The sequence below is a fragment of the Streptomyces sp. PL-25 genome (assembly GCF_058344915.1).
In genome coordinates, this window is record NZ_CP136997.1 from 6,071,069 (window position 1) to 6,089,021 (window position 17,953).

The window sequence follows — 17,953 nt, forward strand, 5'->3', positions numbered from 1 at the left end:
GGAGCGTGTGCGCGGGCTCTTGACGGGGCACCGCGCCTTCACGACCATGACCGGGCCCGCCCCGGCCGACCAGGGGGTTGATCACGTGACAGCGGTGACCGAGGCACGACCGCCGGTGCGCGGGGCGCCCCGACCCGGGCGGGGCCCGCACGGGCCCGGTGCCTGGTTCCTGGTGCTGCCCGCGCTCGTGCCCATCCTGGTCCTGAGCGTCGGCCCGCTGCTGCACGGCGTGCTGCTCGCCTTCACCGACGCCCAGTCCGGCCGCACCGAGCCCACCCGGTGGACCGGCACCCTCAACTTCCAGGACCTGGCGCACGACCGGCTGTTCCGGGAGTCGTTCCGGATCGGACTCGTGTGGGCGCTCACGGTCACGGCGGCGCAGTTCCTGCTCGCGCTCGGTCTCGCCCTCCTGCTCGACCAGGACCTGCGGCTGCGCTGGGCGGCCCGCGCCCTGGCCATCGTGCCCTGGGCGATGCCCGAGGTCGTCGTCGGCATCATGTGGCGGCTCCTCTACCACCCCGACGCCGGCATCCTCGGCGAGACGCTGCGCGGCCTCGGCCTCGGCGGCGGCCACGACTGGCTCGGCGACCCGGCCACGGCGCTGCCCGCCGTCGTCGTGGCCGGTGTGTGGGCCGGGATGCCGCAGACCACCGTCGCCCTGCTCGCCGGCCTCCAGAACACCCCGCGCGAACTGCACGAGGCCGCCGCCGTGGACGGCGCCGGAGCCTGGCGCCGCTTCCGCGCGGTCACCTGGCCCGCCCTCAGACCCGTCGCCCTCGCCATCAGCGCGCTCAACCTGATCTGGAACTTCAATTCCTTCGCCCTGGTCTATGTGCTGACCAACGGCGGACCGGGCGGCCGGACCCGGCTGCCCATGCTCTTCGCCTACGAGGAGGCCTTCCGCTACGGGCAGTTCGGATACGCGGCGGCGATGGGCTGCGTCATGGTCGCCGTCGTCTCGGTGCTGCTGGCGGTCTTCCTCGCCGGCCGACTGAAGGGAGGTGACCGGACGTGACGGGCATGAGGACTTCGCCCGGCGCCCGCGCGGGACAGTACGCCGCGCTGCTCGCCTATCTCGCCTTCCTGGCCCTGCCGTTCCTGTGGCTGCTGTCCACCGCGTTCAAACCCCCGCGCGAACTGGCCGCCGCGCACCCCACCTGGATCCCGCGCCACCCCACCCTCGGCAACTTCCGGCTGGCCTTCGACGAGCAGCCGCTGCCGCACGCCGCGCTCAACTCCCTGCTGGCCGCGTTCGGCGCGGCGGTGATCGCCGTGCTGCTCGCCACCCCGATGGCCTACGTCATGGCGCGTGGCCGCGGGCGGCTGGCGCGCGCCGCCACCGGCTGGGTGGTGGTCAGCCAGGCGTTCCCCTTCGTCCTGCTGATCATCCCGCTCTTCCTCGTCCTCAAGGAGCTGCGGCTGATCGACTCCCTCGCCGGTCTGGTCCTGGTCCACGTGGTGTGGTCGCTGCCGTTCGCGCTGTGGATGCTCGCCGGATACGTCCGCGCCGTCCCGGCCGAACTGGAGGAGGCCGCGGCGGTGGACGGCGCCGGACGGCTGCGGACGCTGGTGTCGGTGACGGCGCCGCTGCTCGCGCCGGGCATCGCGGCCACCGCGCTGTTCGCCTTCGTCACCGCGTGGAACGAGTTCTTCTTCGCGCTGGTGCTGCTGAAGTCCCCCGAGAAGCAGACGCTGCCCGTCGTCCTCACCCACTTCATCGGCGCCGAGGGCGTCGCGGACCTCGGGCCGCTCGCCGCCGCGGCCTTCCTCGCCACCCTGCCCTCCCTCGTGGTCTTCGCGATCGTCCAGCGGCGGATCACGGGCGGGCTGCTCGCCGGGGCGGTGAAGAGCTGATGCGCGCCCGCGCCGCCGCGGCCGTGGCCCTGGTCCTCGCCGTGCTGCTGGCCGGCTGCACCGCCGACCCCCGCGCCGACGGCGGCCCGATCACCCTGCGCTTCCAGTCGCCGGCCTGGCAGCGGGAGTCCGTCGCGGCCACCAAGGCGCTGGTGGCGGAGTGGAACGCCGCCCATCCGGACATCCGCGTCGAGTACGTCCAGGGCAGCTGGGACAGCGTCCACGACCAACTGCTCACCGCCTTCGAGGGCGGCGAGGCGCCCGACATCGTCCATGACGCCTCCGACGACCTCGCCGACTTCGCCCACGGCGGCTACCTCGCCGACCTGACCGGGCTGCTGCCCCGGGACCTGACGGCGGACATACCGGGGCGGAGCTGGGAGACGGCCACCTTCGGCGGCGGCGTCTACGGCGTGCCGTTCCTCCAGGAGCCCTGGGTGCTCATCGCCAACTCCCGGCTGCTGGACCGGGCCGGCGTGCGGATACCGACGCCCGCCGCGCCCTGGAGCTGGGAGGAGTTCCGGCAGGTGGCGAAGAGGCTGAGCGGCCCCGGGAGATACGGGGTGGCCTGGCCGCTGAAGGAACCCGTCTCCGCCACGCTCAACCTGTCGCTGTCCACCGGCGGGCGGCTGTTCCACCGGGACGCGGACGGCAAGGTCACCGTGCGGTTCGAGGACGCCGACCAGGTGGTGCCGCGCACCGTCCGCGCCCAGATCGGCGCCGACCGCAGCGCCTCCCCGACGACGCTGGGCAGCGGCGGCTCCGACACCCTGCCCGGCTTCTTCGCGGGCCGGTACGCGATGGTGCCGCTCGGCTTCTCCTACCGTCAGCAGATCGAGCAGCAGGCGCCGAAGGGCTTCGCCTGGCGGGTGCTGCCCGCCCCGGCCGGCGCCGGCGGACCCGCCCAGGGCGTCAGCCCGCAGACGCTGTCCGTCGCGGCCGACAGCCCGCACAAGAAGGAGGCCGCCGCGTTCCTCGGCTTCCTGCTCCGCCCCGGCCACATGGTGCGCCTGGCCCTCGGCGACTGGATGCTGCCCACCGGCACCCGGGCCCTGAAGGACCCCGCCCTGCACACGGAGCGCTACGGCTGGGCGACCGGCACCGCCCTCGCCGCCGGGCTGCGCAGCGCGCCCGCGCAGTCCGTGCGGGGCTACGCGGAGTGGAAGGACAAGGTCGCGACACCGGCGTTCCAGGAGTACTACAGCGGGGCCATCGGCCTCGGTGAGCTGCGTGAACGGCTGGAACGGGACGGCAATCGCGTCCTCGCCCGCTACCAGCGCTGAAATGAGTTGTACGAGACGTCTCGTCTCGCCTAGGGTCGGGGACATGACCACTCCCGCGCACATCGCCATGTTCTCCGTCGCCGCCCACGGCCACGTGAACCCCAGCCTGGAGGTGATCCGCGAACTCGTCGCGCGGGGCCACCGGGTGACGTACGCCATCCCGCCGTCCTTCGCGGAGAAGGTCGCGGAGACCGGCGCCGAACCCAAGCTGTGGAACAGCACCCTGCCGGGGCCCGACGCCGACCCGGAAGCCTGGGGGAGCACCCTGCTGGACAACGTCGAGCCGTTCCTCGCCGACGCGATCCAGGCGCTCCCGCAGCTCCTCGACGCCTACGAGGGCGACGAACCGGACCTCGTCCTGCACGACATCACCTCCTACCCGGCCCGGGTCCTGGGCCACCGCTGGGGCGTGCCCGTCGTCTCGCTCTCCCCGAACCTCGTCGCCTGGGAGGGCTACGAGCAGGAGATCGCCGAGCCGATGTGGCGCGAGCCCCTCCAGACCGAGCGCGGCCGGGCCTACTACGCCCGCTTCGGCGCCTGGCTGGAGGAGAACGGCATCACCCTGCACCCCGACGTGTTCGCCGGGCGCCCCGCCCGCTCCCTGGTGCTCATCCCGAAGGCGCTCCAGCCGAACGCCGACCGGGTGGACGAGACGACGTACACCTTCGTCGGCGCCTGCCAGGGCGACCGGAGCGCCGAGGGCGACTGGCAGCGGCCCGCCGGCGCCGACAAGGTCGTCCTCGTCTCGCTGGGCTCGTCCTTCACCAAGCAGCCCGCCTTCTACCGCGCCTGCGTGGAGGCGTTCGGCACCCTGCCCGGCTGGCACCTGGTGCTCCAGATCGGCCGCCACGTCGACCCCGCCGAACTGGGCGACGTACCGGACAACGTGGAGGTCCGCTCCTGGGTCCCGCAACTGGCCGTCCTCAAGCAGGCCGACCTGTTCGTCACCCACGCCGGGGCGGGCGGCAGCCAGGAGGGGCTGGCCACCGGCACCCCGATGATCGCCGTACCGCAGGCCGTCGACCAGTTCGGCAACGCCGACATGCTCCAGGCGCTCGGCGTCGCCCGGCAGCTGCCCACCGAGGAGGCCACCGCCGAGGCGCTGCGCGAGAACGCCCTCGCCCTGGTCGGCGACCCCGAGGTGGCGCGGCGGCTGGCACAGATCCGCGAGGAGATGGCCGGGGAGGGCGGCACCCGCCGGGCGGCCGACCTGATCGAGGCCGAACTCGCGGCGGTCCGCGCCGGCGCCTGACCGGCCAGACCGGGACGCGCGAGGGCCCGCCGGTTCCCCTCGGAACCGGCGGGCCCACCGCCGCACACCGGCCGCGGGTCAGCGGCTCACACGCCGACCGGCTCGCCCCGGTCCTCCGGGACCGGCCGGACCACCGGCTCGGGCGCCTCGTCGTGGGTGAGGTCGGGCATCCGGCGCAGCCACCTGGGCAGGTACCAGTTGCGCTCGCCCAGCAGGGACATCACCGCGGGCAGCAGCACACCGCGGATCACGGTGGCGTCGATCAGGACCGCGGCGGCCAGGCCCACGCCCATCTGCTTCATGGACTGCATGGACAGCGTCCCGAAGATCGCGAACACGGCGACCATGATGACGGCGGCGCTGGTGACGACCCCCGCCGTGGTGACCACACCGTGCTGGATGGCGTCCCGGGTGCCGCGCCCGCGCGCCCGCGCCTCGCGGATCCGGGAGACCACGAACACGTGGTAGTCCATCGACAGGCCGAACAGGATCACGAACAGGAACAGCGGCAGCCAGGTGACGATCGCGCCGACGCCGTGGGCGCCGACCAGGGACGCGCCCCAGCCGTGCTGGAAGACGGCGACCAGGATGCCGTAGGCCGCGCCCACCGACAGCAGGTTCAGCACGATCGAGGTGACGGCGACCGTCAGCGAGCGGAACGACAGCAGCATCAGCAGGAAGGCGAAGACCACCACGAACACGAAGACCGGGACGACCGAGCCGACGAGCTGGTCGTTGAAGTCGTGGGAGCCCGCCACCTGCCCGGTGACCGGCGCCCGCACCCCCGCCACCGCGCCGAGCGTGGCCGGTCGCACCTCCTCGCGCAGCTTCTCCAGGCTCGCGCCGGCCCGGTCGTAGTCGGAGCCGCCGACCAGCGGCACCGACACCAGGGCGACGTTGCGCTCCGCGTACACCTTGACGTCCACCGGACCGCGCGAGGCGCCCGAGCCGATCGCCCGCTCCTTGAACTCCGCCAGCGCGGAGCGCACCTCGGGTGCCTGGATGTCCCGCGCCGAGACCACCACCTGCGCGGGCTGCGAGCCGCCCGGGAACGCCTCGTTGACCCGCTGGTACGTCTGCACGATGGGCAGCGAGTCACCGAACTCCTGGTCCAGCGTCAGCTGGGACGTCTTCATGCCCAGCGCCGGCGCGGCCACCGCCAGCAGCGCGCCGAGCGCCACCGCCACCGACACCACCGGCCGGGCCAGCACCCGGCGCACCACGGCCGCCCAGAACCTGCTCTCCCGTGGCCCGCTCCCGCGCCGCCGCAGGAACGGCAGCCGGCCCTTCTCCACCCGCTCGCCCAGCAGCGACAGCAGCGCGGGCAGCACGGTGACGGAACCGACCATGGCCACCGCCACCACGATCAGCGAGGCCAGACCCATCGCCTCGAACTCGGCGAGCCCGGTGAACAGCATGCCCGCCATGGCCACGCACACCGTGACCCCGGAGACGACGATCGCCCGGCCGCTGGTGGCCGCGGCGATGCGCAGCGCGGTTCCCGCGTCGCGCCCGGCGGCCCGCTCCTCGCGCTCGCGGCGCAGATAGAACAGGCAGTAGTCGACCCCGACCGCCATACCGACCAGCAGCATCACCGAGTTGGCGGTGTCGCTCATCGGCTGGAGGTGGCTGACGAGGCCCATCAGACCCATCGTCGCCATGATCGCGGTGACGGCGAGGGCCACCGGCAGCAGCGCCGCGACCAGCGCGCCGAAGGCGATCAGCAGGATGCCCAGCGCGACCGGCACGGCCGAGTACTCGGCCTGCTTGAAGTCGTTGCCGAAGGCGTCGGAGTACTGCTTGTTCATGCTGGCGGCGCCGATCTCCTCGACCCGCAGCGAGGAGTGCGCGCGCTGCACCCTCCCGACGGCGTCCAGTACGGTCCCGACGCGCTCGCCCGCGCTCTCCGCGTCACCGCGCATGTCGAACTGCACCAGCGCGCTGCGGCCGTCCTCGGAGACCGTCCCCGTCGTGTACGGCGACTTCACCCCCGTGACCTCGCCGGTGGCCCCGACCGCCTTCACCACGTCGGCGACCGCGGCCCGGAAGGCGGCGTCGGTGGCCCTGACGGAGCCGTCCCTCGCCTGCACCAGGACGCTCTCGCCCGCCGGCTCCTTGATCCCCGCGTCCTTGATGATCTTCGCGGCGGTGTGTGTCTCGCCCTTGAGCTGGTCGCTGTCCTTGACGTCGAGCCGCCCGGCGGCCGGGCCGAGCCCCAGCGCCAGGACGACGAACAGCACCCAGATGCCCACCGCCGCCCAGCGGTGCCGGGCGCTCCAGCCGCCCGCCCGCGCGGCGAACCCCCGTACCCGTGCGTCCGGTCGTCCCATGACGGCCCCGCCCCCTCGTCTCCCCATGACGGCCCTGTCCCCTCCAGGCCCCGACGGCGGTGTTCCACGGGGCTCGTGCGCGGCGGCGGCCCCCTGCCGCCACCCTCCGGGAACGACGCTAGGGGCCGCCCGCGCCCGGATCGTCGTACCGCCAGGTGAACCGCGACCGCCGCCGCTCCTCCCCCGGGTCCCCGCCCCCTCCGCACCAGGGAGGACCCCGGCCCCTTACATCTACCCGGGCCTCTCGGGGCAGTTGATCAGGGTCGGGGGAGCGAGCCCGGCCTGATCCAAACGAGAGGCCCTAGGCTGAGGCGATGACGACGTACGCGGCGCTGCTGCGCGGGATCAACGTGGGCGGCAGCCGGAAGCTCCCGATGGCCGGGCTGCGTGCCCTGATGGGCGAGCTGGGCCTCGGGGACGTCCGCACGCACCTCCAGAGCGGCCAGGCCGTCTTCACCGCGGCGGACGGCGACGAGGAGGCGCTCGCGGCCCGGCTCGGGGCGGCGGTCGAGCAGCGGTTCGGCTTCCCGGTGGACGTCCTGGTGCGCGACCACGCCTATCTGCGGGCCGTCGTCGAGGCGTGCCCCTTCCCGGCCGCCGCTCTGGAGCCCCGCCAGCTCCACGTCACCTACTTCTCCGCGGACCCCGGCCCGGCCCGCTACGAGGGCATCGACCGGGCCGCCTTCCTGCCCGAGGAGTTCCGGCTCGGCGACCGGGCCCTGTACCTCTACGCGCCCGACGGCATCGGCCGCTCCCGGCTCGCCCAGCGGCTGTCCGGGGCCGGGGTGAACAAGGGCCTGATCGCCACCAGCCGCAACTGGAACACCGTCCTCAGACTCGTGGAGCTGACCGCAGGGTGACCTCCCGCACCCCGGTGTGCGTGGTGTACGAGGTGATCACCTCCGGGACGGTGAGCCGCGCCTCCCGGGCGTACAGCTCCCGCAGTTCCTCCTCGGTGCGGGCGGCGGCGACGGTGTCGAGGAGGGCGAGGTGCGCCGCGTCGAGCGCCGAGTCGTCGGCCGCCCCCGGGCCCCACATGTCCCAGGGGAGCAGTTCGACGCCGTTCAGCGCGGCCAGGTCGCGCAGCAGGTCGGCGCCGACGAACCACAGCCCGGCGACCCCCTCCAGGCCGATCACACCGAACCGCCGCGGGTCGGCCCGCCCCGAGCGGCAGGCCCGCCAGGCGTCCGCCGCCGCCAGGAACCGGTCGCGCGGCACGTCCACGGGATCGAAGTCCAGGCCCTCGTAGGTGTGGTGGAGCTGGGCGTCGGCCAGCCGCCACGTGCCCTGCGGCGTGCGGAACTCGGTGACCCAGTGGTCGGCGAAGCAGCCGTCCTCGAAGTATGTGGCGAAGCCGCAGCGGATCCGGGCGGGCGTCCCGGTCGCCCGCAGCAGCGAGCAGTGCAGCAGGGCGAAGTCCCGGCAGGTGCCCACGAACCGCTGTGCGGGCGGCCGGGGTTCGGTGAGCGGAGCGGCGCCGCGCTCGGCCAGCAGGCGGAGGATGTCGGTGACGTACCGCGCCTCCGCGTCATGTTGCAGCCGGTCGCGGGGGACCGTCCAGCCGAACCGCTCGCCCTCGCCCCGGTGGATGATCAGGTCCCGTACGAGCCCCGCCAGCCGGCCGGGATCGCGCGGCAGCGCCCGCACGTCGAGCCCGCCGGGATCGCTGTACGGCGTCTGCCGCAGATATCTCTGGTCCATGCCGCGACGCTCCACCCTGCCCCGGGGGCAAGGTCAACCGCGGTGGGCGGGAGCGGCGAGGGCGTCGAGGCGGGCCAGGTCGGGCGCCGTGAGCCGCACCTCGGCCGCGTCCAGGTTCTCCTCCAGATGACCGAGCGTGCCCGTGCCCGGGGTCGGGCAGAGCACGGGGGAGTGGTGCAGCAGCCAGGCCAGCGCGATCTGTCCCGGCGCGGCCCCGTGCCGGGCGGCGGTCTCCGCGCACACCGGGTGCCCGGTCAACTCCCCGTTGCCCAGCGGGAACCACGGCAGGAAGGCGATGCCGCGCGCCTCGCACAGCCGCAGCAGCGGCTCTCCGGCCCGGTCGAGCAGGTGGTAGCGGTTCTGCACCGAGACCACCTCCGTCACCTCCAGCGCGGCGGTGAGCTGGTCCGCGGTGACGGTGTCCAGACCGATGTGCCGGATCTTGCCCTCGGTCCGCAACTCGGCCAGCGCGCCCAGTTGTTCGGTCAGGGGCACCGCCGGATCCAGCCGGTGCAGCTGGTACAGGTCGATCCGCTCCCGGCGCAGCCGGCGCAGACTCGCCTCGCACGTCGCGCGCAGCGCCTCCGGCCGCCCGTCCACGTGCCAGGCGGCGGGACCGGTGCGCACCACCCCGCCCTTGGTGGCCACCACCACGGCCTCCGGGTAGGGGTGCAGCGCCTCGGCCACCAACTCCTCGGCGATGTCGGGGCCGTAGTTGTCGGCGGTGTCGATCAGGGTCACCCCGCGCTCCACCGCCCGCCGCAGCACCGCCACCGCGTCCCGGGCGGCACCGCGCGGGCCCCAGTAGCCGGGGCCGGTGAGCTGCGCGGTGCCATAGCCGAGCCGGCGCACGGGCAGCTCGCCGCCGAGGAGGAAGGAATCGAAGGGCTGCACGGAAACTCCTGGATCTCTCGACGGACCACGGCCGGCGCTGTGGGAGGCTCCTCCCATGCGCTACATCATCATCGGGGCAGGGGCGGTCGGCGGAGCGGTCGGGGGGCGGCTCGCGCAGAGCGGGCGCGAGGTGGTGCTCGTCGCGCGCGGCGCGCACCTCGCGGCACTGCGCGCGGACGGGCTGCGGCTGACGGTGCCGGACGGCGAAACGGTCCTGCGGCTGCCCGCCGTGGACGGACCCGCGGCACTGGGCGCGCTGCGCGCCGACGACGTACTGATCCTGGCCGTCAAGACACAGGACACCGAGGCGGCGCTCGACGCCTGGGGACCGGCGCCGGTCGAGGGCGGCGGCACGGCGGCCGAGCGGCTGCCGCTGCTGTGCGCCCAGAACGGCGTCGAGGGGCAGCGCCGCGCCCTGCGCCGCTTCCGCCGGGTGTACGGCGTCTGCATCTGGCTGCCCGCCACCCACCTGGAACCCGGCGCCGTCTCCGCCGCCGGAAGCCCCCTGACCGGCATCCTCCACCTGGGCCGGTACCCGCACGGCACCGACGACACCCTGCGGGCGATCGCCGCCGACCTGGAGGCGTCCCGGCTGGGGGCACCGGTCGTCCCGGACGTGGCCCGCTGGCAGTACGCCAAGCTCCTGAGCAACCTCGCCAACGCCATGGAGGCCGTCAGCGGCCCCCTGGAGAGCGAGGCGGCGCGAGAGCTGTACGCCAGGGTGCGCGCCGAGGGGGAGGCGGTGCTGGACGCGGCCGGGATCGCGTACGCGAGCGAGAAGGAGCAGCAGGCGGCCCGCGAGGGCCGGATGACCCTGGTGCCGCTGCCCGGTGTCCCGCGCGGCGGCGGCTCCTCGTGGCAGTCCCTCACCCGGGGCACCGGCAGCATCGAGGCGGACCACCTCAACGGCGAGATCGTCCTGCTGGGGCGGCTGCACGGCGTGCCGGTCCCGCTCAACGAACTGCTGCAACGGCTGGCCGGCGCCTTCGCCGCCGAACGCCGGGAGGCCGGGTCGCTGCCGATCGCGGAACTGGTCCGCCTCGCCGACCGGGCGGTCGAAGAGGACCAGGAAACGAGCCGCTGATTGGGCCGTGCCCCGGTACCGCCCGGCGCCTAGCGTCGTCGGTATGACGCACTCCGGTCAGCCCGACCAGCCCAGTCAGCACGACCAGTCCGACCAGCCCGATCAGCACGACCAGCCGGACCGACACGACCAGCAAGGCCGGTCCGGCCGGTCCGGCGGGGACACCACCGCGCCCGCGCGGGTGGACTTCTTCTTCGACCCGGCCTGTCCCTTCGCCTGGATCACCTCCCGCTGGCTGCTGGAGGTCGAGCGGCAGCGCCCGCTCGACCTCCGCTTCCACGTGATGAGCCTCCACCTGCACAACACCGGCAACGACCTGCCCGACTGGTACCGCGACCTCGTCGACCGGTCGATCGGCCCGGTGCGGGTGGCCGTGGCCGCCGCCGAACGGCTCGGCGAGGGCCACGGGGACGTCGTCCTGCGCGACCTCTACACCGCGTTCGGCACCCGCATCCACGAGGGCGGCCAGGACGACTTCGACGCGGTCGTCGCCGACTCCCTGGCCGAACTCGGCCTGCCCGCCGACCTGGCGCGCGCCGCGCACGACCCGGCGTACGACGACGCCGTGCGCCGCAGCCACCGGGCGGGCACGGAACCCGGCTCCGGCGGCTATGTCGGCACGCCGACCCTCCATGTCGACGGCACGGTCTGGTTCGGACCGGTCCTGCGGGCGGTGCCGCGCGGCACCGAGGCGGCCCGGCTCTTCGACAGCTTCCGGGTCCTGGCGGCGCACCCCGACTTCTTCGAACTCAAGCGCACCCGCACGGGTTCCCTGCGCTTCGACTGACCGTCACCTTCCGGCCGGTGCACGCCGCCGATCCCCATGGAACCTTCACGCCCGAGCGCACAACCACGGCCAAACATGGGGATGGACACAGTCGCGTTGCGCCTTCCTTGTCCGGTGCGCCGTGGTTTATCTGCTGGCTTGTCATGTGCCCGTCGGCATAGGAAGGTGCGGCGGCGTCGCACGGACGTCGCGGCCGGGCCTCGTCGCCGTGGGCGCGAGCGGCACGAGCGGACCGGCACCCGTGTACGGGAAGCAGCAGAGAAGGAACCAGCTCCGCCCCGGGGGGACCCATGGGACGGAGCCAGAAGGGAAACGTCTTGTCTGGTACGTCCAGAAGAAAGCTCATCCTTCACCGGGCAGCCGTCGCCACCGCGGCGCTGCTGTTCGCGGGATCCGGGATGGCGAGCGCGACCGCGGCCGACGGCGGCGGTTTCGTGCGCAACCCGGACCCGAACGCCGCGCCGTCGTCCCGGCCGGCCGCCGGGCCCGCGCTGAAGGCCACCGCCGCCGCGGCGTCCCGGCCGGTGTCGGGCAAGAACCCCTCGGCGGGGCCGGGCAAGAAGGACGCCTCCGGCGTCTGGCAGGTCAGCACCCCCAAGGTCAAGCTGAGCAACACCGTGACCAACGCCGACGGCGGCACCGCCAACCTCACCTTCGAGGTCTGGACCGCCGACTCCGCGGGCAACGCCAAGACCCAGGTGAAGATCAGCGACAACCAGTACGGCGTCCTGGTGTCCGACTTCGTCAAGTCCGGTGCCACCGCCTCCGTGAGCGTGGGGGCGGGCCGGCTGAAGCCGAACACCGACTACGTCTTCCACACCTCCGCCTACGCCAAGGAAAGCGGCCTGTACGAGACGTCGTGGTCGCCGTGGGCGCGCTTCCGCGTCAGGATGCCCGTCGACCTCGCCCTGCCGGCCCCCAACGCCTCGGCGGCGAACCCGGACCAGACCGCGCAGCCGTACACCGACACCCTGGCACCCGCCTCCCCGTGGCAGACCGCGGCCGGCGCGAGCCGCACCCCCTCCACCGTCCTCGGGACGTCCGGAACCCACTGCACCACCTCGTCCGACGGGGTGAAGGTGTGCGGCAGCGCCGAGCCCTACGACGGCCGCAACTTCACCCTCCACCGGGCGGCCGGCGCCCGGCAGCGGGCCGCCGCGCAGGCGTCCCTGGTCAGCGACTGCGACCCGGCCGCCCCGCGCAAGGGGCTGTGGACGACGCGCTTCGAGGAGTGCTCCTCGTTCACCATGGCGTGGGAGGCGACCCTCAACGACGCCCCCGTGGGCACCGTGAAGGCGCTGGTGGTCAACGAGCGCAAGCTGGACCCGAAGTCGGGGAACATCACCGAGCGGATCAACGTCACCGACGTGGACGTCCCGGCGACCATCCCCGCGTTCACCCTGGACGCCCCGAAGATCGACTGCGAGCCCTCCGGCAACTGCGGCGTCCAGAACGTCAGCGGCTGGACCGGCGCGGCCGCCTGGGTGCCCGGTGACCACCACAGCGTCTTTGCCGACGCCTCCTACCTCTGGGCGCCGGACCTGTCCGGGCCGAACACCAGCAAGCCGCAGGTGATGAAGCTCGGCGTCGCGGTCGCCCTCCAGGGCAACCCGAAGATCCCCGGCCAGACGGTGCAGACGACCCCCGCGGTCTTCATGGACGTCGCGGGCGGCGACCTGGAGAACGGCGGGGCTCCCGACCAGATCCGCTGCGACAACACCAAGATCGTCAGCAAGGTGCCGACGACCGGCTGCGTGTTCCACAACTACGTGCCGACCTACACCTTCAACGCGGCCAAGTACCCGCAGGCCTCGTCGCACGCCTGGCTCATCCAGCACAAGCTGTCCAACCACCCCGGCAGCAAGGCCGACAGCAAGCCGCTGTACTTCCTGCCCGACGGCGACATCAGCGGCAACCGGACGGTGATCTGCCCCACCGGATGGGCGGCCGCCAACGGCGACACCAGCGCCCTCAACGGCGCCACGGACAAGGAGCTGAACTGCGACGAGTTCGCGTTCAACGCCACCTACAACAGCGGCGGCATGCCCTCGCTCGCGGGCGGCCTGAACCCGGTCGGCAGCGGTGACGCCTGTGTGCAGACCCTGGCGAGCAAGCAGGGCGGCACCGTGCACCTGTTCAACATCGACGGCCACACCCCGACGTGGAAGGAGGTCTGCGGGCGGTCCGCGATCTCCGGCAACGACAACAGCGGTTCGATGGCCGCCTTCGGCTCCTTCAACGCCAACCAGCGCCTGCTGGACCGGGATCCGTACTGGCTGGACACCAACGTGCGCGCGGCGTGCTCCGAGGACAGCGCGACCGCCGTGCGGTGCACCATGACCGCGAACAACCAGTAGCAGCACCACCTCACTCACTCACTCACTCACCGGGGGCGCCGTGCCGAGCGGGCACGGCGCCCCCGCCGCGGCTCACACCGGTGAGGGCAGATGCACCGCGGGCAGCAGGCCCAGCTCGATCTCCCGGCGCGGCAGCGACAGCCCGAGCTCGTCGCCCACCGCCGCGAACAGCCGCTTCGCCAGCTCCTCCGCCTCGTCCTCGGGGTCCTCGCAGCCGGGGAAGGTGTCCCGCACCGCACCGGCCCGGCGCATGGCCGCGTCCAGCCCGGCGAACGCCCCGAGCCGGTCCTCGACCGCGACGGCGCTCTCCAGCAGGCTGTCACCGAGCCCGCCCGCACCCACCTCGCCCGCCGCGTCGACCTGGCACACCCACGGCTCCTCGTCCAGGAAGCGGTCCAGGCACACGAGTTCCTCGCCCGGTCCCAGCAGGGTGTCCTGGCCCAGCCGGTCCAGGAGGACCAGGTGCCAGGTGGACCGCTCGACCTCCAGGACGTACGACCACTCGCCGGCGCGGCCGAACATCGCCACGCTGTCGCCCAGATCCACACTCAGCCGGTCGAAGTCCTTGAACAGCGGCGGGCGTTCGGCCATGGCCCGGTCGGCACCGAGGCGCACCGCGAAGTCCACCGGGTCCACGCCCCGCACCGCCGTGAGGCTGATGTCCGAGAGCATCCCGTCCTTGGCGACCGCACCGCTGTACCAGTGCTCACCCATCCACGCCAAGCCGTCCGCCATCGCGACCGACCCCTCTCCTCTCGACCTTGGCCGCCACGATAGCGACCCCCGCGAGAGGCGCCCAGGACAGGTCCTAAGCGCCCACGGCCGCCACCCTCGGCAGCCGCGCCGCGTCGTAGCGCTCCAGCAGCACCCGGGCCACCTCGGGGGCCGGGCCGAGCACCTCGGCGAGGACATCGGCGCCGGCCGCGCCCCGGGCGATCCGGTCCGGGAGGAAGCCGGGCGCCAGGACGTAGGGGGCGACGGCCACCCGCGCACAGCCCTGCTCCCGCAGCTCGCGCACCGCGTCCTCGGTGCGCGGCAGGCAGGCGGAGGCGAACGCAGGCCGCACGGCACACCAACCGGTGCGCCGCCACTCCCGCGCGATGTCTGCGATCACTGCGATCGCCTCCGGGTCGGAGGACCCCGCCGAGGCCAGCACGACCCCGGTCGAGGACCTGTCGGCGGGGGCGAGCCCCGCCTCGCGCAGCCGCCGTTCCAGGGCCGCCGTCAGCAGCGGCGAGGGCCCCAGCACGTCGGCCTGCCGGATCCGCAGCCGCGGCGGCGCATGGCGCAGCACCGCCGGGATGTCCGCCTTGGCGTGGAAGGCGCGGGTCAGCAGCAGCGGCAGCGCCACCACGTCCCGTACGCCGTCGGCCGCCAGCGACTCCAGGACGGCCGGTACGGACGGCACGTTGAAGTCCAGGAAACCGGTCTCCACCCGCAGGTGCGGGCGCAGCGCCCGCACCCGGCGCACCAGGGCGTACACGGTCGCGGCATGCCGCGGATCGCGGCTGCCGTGGGCGACGACGAGGAGGACGGGCTGCGCGGACATGGGCGTTCAGCTCTTCACGAAGAGACCGCGGCTGCGCAGCACCCACCGCTCCAGCGGACTGAAGATCAGCAGGTCGATGGCGATGCCGACGAACAGGATGAGGACGATGGCCTGGAAGACCAGCGACATGGAGCTGGCGTTGCGGCCGTTCTCCAGCAGCGCGCCCAGACCGATGCCCAGGTCGGGCGAGGAGGCGATGATCTCCGCCGCCATCAGCGAGCGCCAGGAGAAGGCCCAGCCCTGCTTCAGCCCCGCCAGATAGCCGGGCAGCGCGGCCGGCAGCACGATGTGCCACGCGCCCCGCAGCCCGGTCGCGCCCATGGTGCGGCCCGCCCGCAGGAACAGCGGCGGCACCTGGTCGATGCCGGACACCAGGCCGTTGGCGATGGAGGGCACCGCGCCGAGCAGGATCACCGCGTACATCATCGAGTTGTTCAGGCCCAGCCAGATCACCGCGGGCGGCACCCACGCCACCGACGGCAGCGACTGGAGCCCCGACAGCACCGGTCCGATGGCCGCGCGCACGAACTTCACCCGGGCCACCACCAGGCCCAGCGGGGTGCCGATGGCCAGCGCGAACAGGAAGCCCAGCAGACCGCGCGAGACGGAGGTCCAGATGAAGCCGAGCAGGGTGCCCTGGAGCCAGGCGTCCTTGAACTCGCGGCTCACGTCGGCGGGGGAGGGCAGCTTGGTCGGGTCGTCGACCACATGGAAGGTGATCAGCCCCTGCCACAGCAGCAGGACCACCACGACCGCCGTGATCGGCGGCAGGATCTTGTCGGTGAAGGTCTTCCGCAGCGGGGTACGGCCGCCCGGGGTGTCCTCCAGCGCGTCGAGTCCGGCCTCGACCCCGCCCAGGCCCTCGTCCCGGCCGTCCGGTTCGGCGTCGCGCGCCGGTGTCGTCTCAGTGCTGGCCATGGCGGCGGATCTCCCCACGCAGTACTTCGGTGATCTCCAGGGACAGTTCCGCGACGGGCGCGTCCTCGATGCGGCGCGGCTGCGGGATGTCCACCGTCCACTGGCGGGCCACCCGCCCCGGCCGGGAGGACAGCAGCACCACGCGCTGCGCGAGCCGCACCGCCTCGCGCACGTTGTGCGTCACGAACAGCACCGAGACGCCGGTCTCCTGCCAGATCCGGGTCAGCTCGTCGTGCAGCACGTCCCGGGTGATGGCGTCGAGCGCGGCGAACGGCTCGTCCATCAGCAGCAGGTTGCTCTCCTGGGCGAGCGCGCGGGCCAGCGCCACCCGCTGCCGCATCCCGCCCGACAGCTCGTGCACCCGCTTGCCGTACGCGCCCGAGAGCCGGACCAGCGCGAGCAGTTCCTCGGCGCGGCCGCGCCGGTCCTGCTTGGTCACGCCCCGCAGCCGCAGGGCCAGTTCGATGTTCTTGCCCGCGGTCAGCCACGGGAACAGGGCGTGCTCCTGGAACATCAGCGCGGGCCGGCCGTCCGTGGTGATGGACCCGGCGCTGGGCCGGTCCAGACCCGCCACCAGGTTCAGCAGGGTGGACTTGCCGCACCCCGAGGCCCCCAGGAGGGTGACGAACTCGCCCGGGGCGACATCGAGACTGATGTCGTCCAGCACGAGCTGCTGCCCGCGCGGAGCCGCGAAGGACTTCGAGACATGCTCGAGGCGTGCCGCGTGTTCGACGGCCTCGGGGGCCTTGGCGAGAGTGGTCGTGGCCATGGTCGTCACCTCCTGGGAACTCGTGGGCTAGGAGTGCTGCTTGACGCCGAGACCGGCGTCGCTGACGGTGGGCTCGCCCTCGGCCTTGAGCACCTTGTTCAGGAGGGTGAGGTCGTAGATGCCGTTCAGCTCGGGCTGCTTGAGCAGGCCGGCCTTCACGGCGTGCTGCGCCTGGCTCTCCAGGGTGGCGGCCAGCGGATCATCGGTGATCTTGATGGACTGCCACGCCGGGTCGAGGATGTCGGTGGGCAGTGCCTTGCCGGAGTCGGCCGCGAGCTGCTTGTTGGCCGCCGCCTTCGCCTCGTCCGGGTTGGCGTTGATCCACTTGTTGGTGTCGACGGACGCCTTCAGGACCGCCTCGACGGCCTTGGGGTGCGCCTTCAGGAACTTCTGCGACACGATGATGTTCGTGATCACGAACTTCTTGTCCGGCCACAGCGCGGACTCGTCCAGCAGCACCTTGGCGCCCTCGGCGACCAGCTTGGAGGCGGTCGGCTCCGGCACCCAGGCGCCGTCCAGGGAACCGGCCTTGTAGGCGTCCGGGGTGACCTTGTTGTCGGTGCGGACCACCGACACGTCGCCCTTGCCGCTTAGCGCGTCGACCTTCCAGCCCTGCTCGGCGATCCAGTTGAGCAGCGCCACGTCCTGGGTGTTGCCCAGCTGCGGGGTGGCGATCTTCTTGCCCTTGACGTCCGCGACGGACTTGATCTTGTCCGGGTTCACCACCAGCTTGACGCCGCCGGAGGCCGAACCGCCGATGATGCGCAGGCTCTTGCCGTCCGACTTGGTGTAGCCGTTGATCGCGGGGGACGGGCCGATCCAGCCGATGTCGACGGAACCGGAGTTCAGCGCCTCGATCTCGGACGGACCGGCGTTGAAGACCTGGTACTTGGCCTTGGTGGCGCCCAGCGCCTTCTGGAAGAAGCCCTTCTGCACCCCCACCAGGGCGGTCGCGTGGGTCACGTTGCCGAAGTAGCCGATCTTGACGGAGTCCAGGCCGTCGGTCTTCTGGGCGCCCGCCGCGATCTTCTGGTCGGCGGGGTCGTCCGCGGCCTTGGAGCCGTAGCTGCAGGCAGCCAGGGCGAGCAGCGGAAGCGCGGTGGCCACGGCGAGGCCGCGGCGCAAGGTGGTCGAGCGGTTGACAGGCACGGGAGGCTGTCCTCTCGGAGGCCCGG

General features: G+C 73.1%; 15 protein-coding genes and 1 pseudogene. 8 read left to right on the forward strand and 8 right to left on the reverse strand.

Annotated elements, in window-relative coordinates:
* Positions 1-85 precede the first annotated feature (85 nt).
* The 4 genes and pseudogenes from R4Z62_RS27100 (at position 86) to R4Z62_RS27115 (ending at position 4,389) form a co-directional block, all read left to right on the forward strand.
* Positions 86-1,015 (forward strand): carbohydrate ABC transporter permease, encoded by a 930-nt coding sequence (locus R4Z62_RS27100; RefSeq protein WP_385487956.1) that lies wholly within the window; start codon positions 86-88, stop codon positions 1,013-1,015.
* Positions 1,016-1,020: 5 nt separating this feature from the next.
* Complete coding sequence (locus tag R4Z62_RS27105) at positions 1,021-1,854, forward strand: carbohydrate ABC transporter permease (protein WP_491521143.1); 834 nt, start codon at positions 1,021-1,023, stop codon at positions 1,852-1,854.
* Positions 1,854-3,137, forward strand: a complete 1,284-nt coding sequence (locus tag R4Z62_RS27110; RefSeq protein ID WP_491521144.1) for an ABC transporter substrate-binding protein — start codon at positions 1,854-1,856, stop codon at positions 3,135-3,137. The genes R4Z62_RS27105 and R4Z62_RS27110 overlap by 1 nt, the downstream gene beginning before the upstream one ends.
* 6 nt (positions 3,138-3,143) lie before the next feature.
* Positions 3,144-4,389: pseudogene (locus tag R4Z62_RS27115) on the forward strand (glycosyltransferase).
* Between the two features lie 86 nt (positions 4,390-4,475).
* On the opposite strand, the gene R4Z62_RS27120 reads toward R4Z62_RS27115, so the two are convergent.
* On the reverse strand, positions 4,476-6,719 hold the full coding sequence (locus R4Z62_RS27120; protein ID WP_491521145.1) for an MMPL family transporter: 2,244 nt from the start codon (positions 6,717-6,719) through the stop codon (positions 4,476-4,478).
* A 314-nt stretch (positions 6,720-7,033) separates the two neighbouring features.
* Here R4Z62_RS27120 and R4Z62_RS27125 point away from each other — a divergent pair, with 314 nt between their 5' ends.
* Complete coding sequence (locus R4Z62_RS27125) at positions 7,034-7,579, forward strand: DUF1697 domain-containing protein (RefSeq protein ID WP_355481995.1); 546 nt, start codon at positions 7,034-7,036, stop codon at positions 7,577-7,579.
* Here the strand turns inward: R4Z62_RS27125 and R4Z62_RS27130 are convergent.
* Both R4Z62_RS27130 and R4Z62_RS27135 read right to left on the reverse strand, forming a co-directional pair.
* Positions 7,551-8,420, reverse strand: a complete 870-nt coding sequence (locus tag R4Z62_RS27130; RefSeq protein WP_491521146.1) for a transglutaminase-like domain-containing protein — start codon at positions 8,418-8,420, stop codon at positions 7,551-7,553. The two genes, R4Z62_RS27125 and R4Z62_RS27130, sit on opposite strands and share 29 nt — an antisense overlap.
* A gap of 33 nt (positions 8,421-8,453) precedes the next feature.
* Complete coding sequence (locus R4Z62_RS27135; protein ID WP_491521147.1) at positions 8,454-9,314, reverse strand: aldo/keto reductase; 861 nt, start codon at positions 9,312-9,314, stop codon at positions 8,454-8,456.
* A 55-nt stretch (positions 9,315-9,369) separates the two neighbouring features.
* Between R4Z62_RS27135 and R4Z62_RS27140 the strand changes: the two genes are divergently transcribed.
* The 3 genes from R4Z62_RS27140 to R4Z62_RS27150 all read left to right on the forward strand — a co-directional run bounded on the left by R4Z62_RS27140 (position 9,370) and on the right by R4Z62_RS27150 (position 13,542).
* Positions 9,370-10,398: a ketopantoate reductase family protein gene (locus tag R4Z62_RS27140; RefSeq protein WP_491521148.1), complete on the forward strand. Its 1,029-nt coding sequence runs from the start codon at positions 9,370-9,372 to the stop codon at positions 10,396-10,398.
* A gap of 43 nt (positions 10,399-10,441) precedes the next feature.
* On the forward strand, positions 10,442-11,185 hold the full coding sequence (locus R4Z62_RS27145) for a mycothiol-dependent nitroreductase Rv2466c family protein (protein WP_491521149.1): 744 nt from the start codon (positions 10,442-10,444) through the stop codon (positions 11,183-11,185).
* A 398-nt stretch (positions 11,186-11,583) separates the two neighbouring features.
* Positions 11,584-13,542 (forward strand): hypothetical protein, encoded by a 1,959-nt coding sequence (locus R4Z62_RS27150; protein WP_491521150.1) that lies wholly within the window; start codon positions 11,584-11,586, stop codon positions 13,540-13,542.
* Positions 13,543-13,614: 72 nt separating this feature from the next.
* On the opposite strand, the gene R4Z62_RS27155 is transcribed toward R4Z62_RS27150, so the two are convergent.
* The 5 genes from R4Z62_RS27155 to R4Z62_RS27175 all read right to left on the reverse strand — a co-directional run bounded on the left by R4Z62_RS27155 (position 13,615) and on the right by R4Z62_RS27175 (position 17,927).
* Positions 13,615-14,277 carry a hypothetical protein gene (locus R4Z62_RS27155; RefSeq protein WP_491521151.1) on the reverse strand — a complete coding sequence of 221 codons (663 nt, stop codon included), beginning with the start codon at positions 14,275-14,277 and terminating at the stop codon, positions 13,615-13,617.
* Positions 14,278-14,350: 73 nt separating this feature from the next.
* On the reverse strand, positions 14,351-15,091 hold the full coding sequence (locus R4Z62_RS27160) for a sirohydrochlorin chelatase (protein WP_491521152.1): 741 nt from the start codon (positions 15,089-15,091) through the stop codon (positions 14,351-14,353).
* Positions 15,092-15,097: 6 nt separating this feature from the next.
* The gene (locus R4Z62_RS27165) at positions 15,098-16,009 is read right to left on the reverse strand and encodes an ABC transporter permease (RefSeq protein ID WP_491521153.1); all 912 of its coding nucleotides are present in this window, start codon (positions 16,007-16,009) and stop codon (positions 15,098-15,100) included.
* Positions 15,996-16,778, reverse strand: coding sequence for an ABC transporter ATP-binding protein (locus R4Z62_RS27170; RefSeq protein ID WP_491521154.1), 783 nt, complete (start codon positions 16,776-16,778; stop codon positions 15,996-15,998). The genes R4Z62_RS27165 and R4Z62_RS27170 overlap by 14 nt, the downstream gene beginning before the upstream one ends.
* Before the next feature lie 27 nt (positions 16,779-16,805).
* Positions 16,806-17,927, reverse strand: a complete 1,122-nt coding sequence (locus tag R4Z62_RS27175; protein WP_491521155.1) for an aliphatic sulfonate ABC transporter substrate-binding protein — start codon at positions 17,925-17,927, stop codon at positions 16,806-16,808.
* Positions 17,928-17,953: the final 26 nt, after the last annotated feature.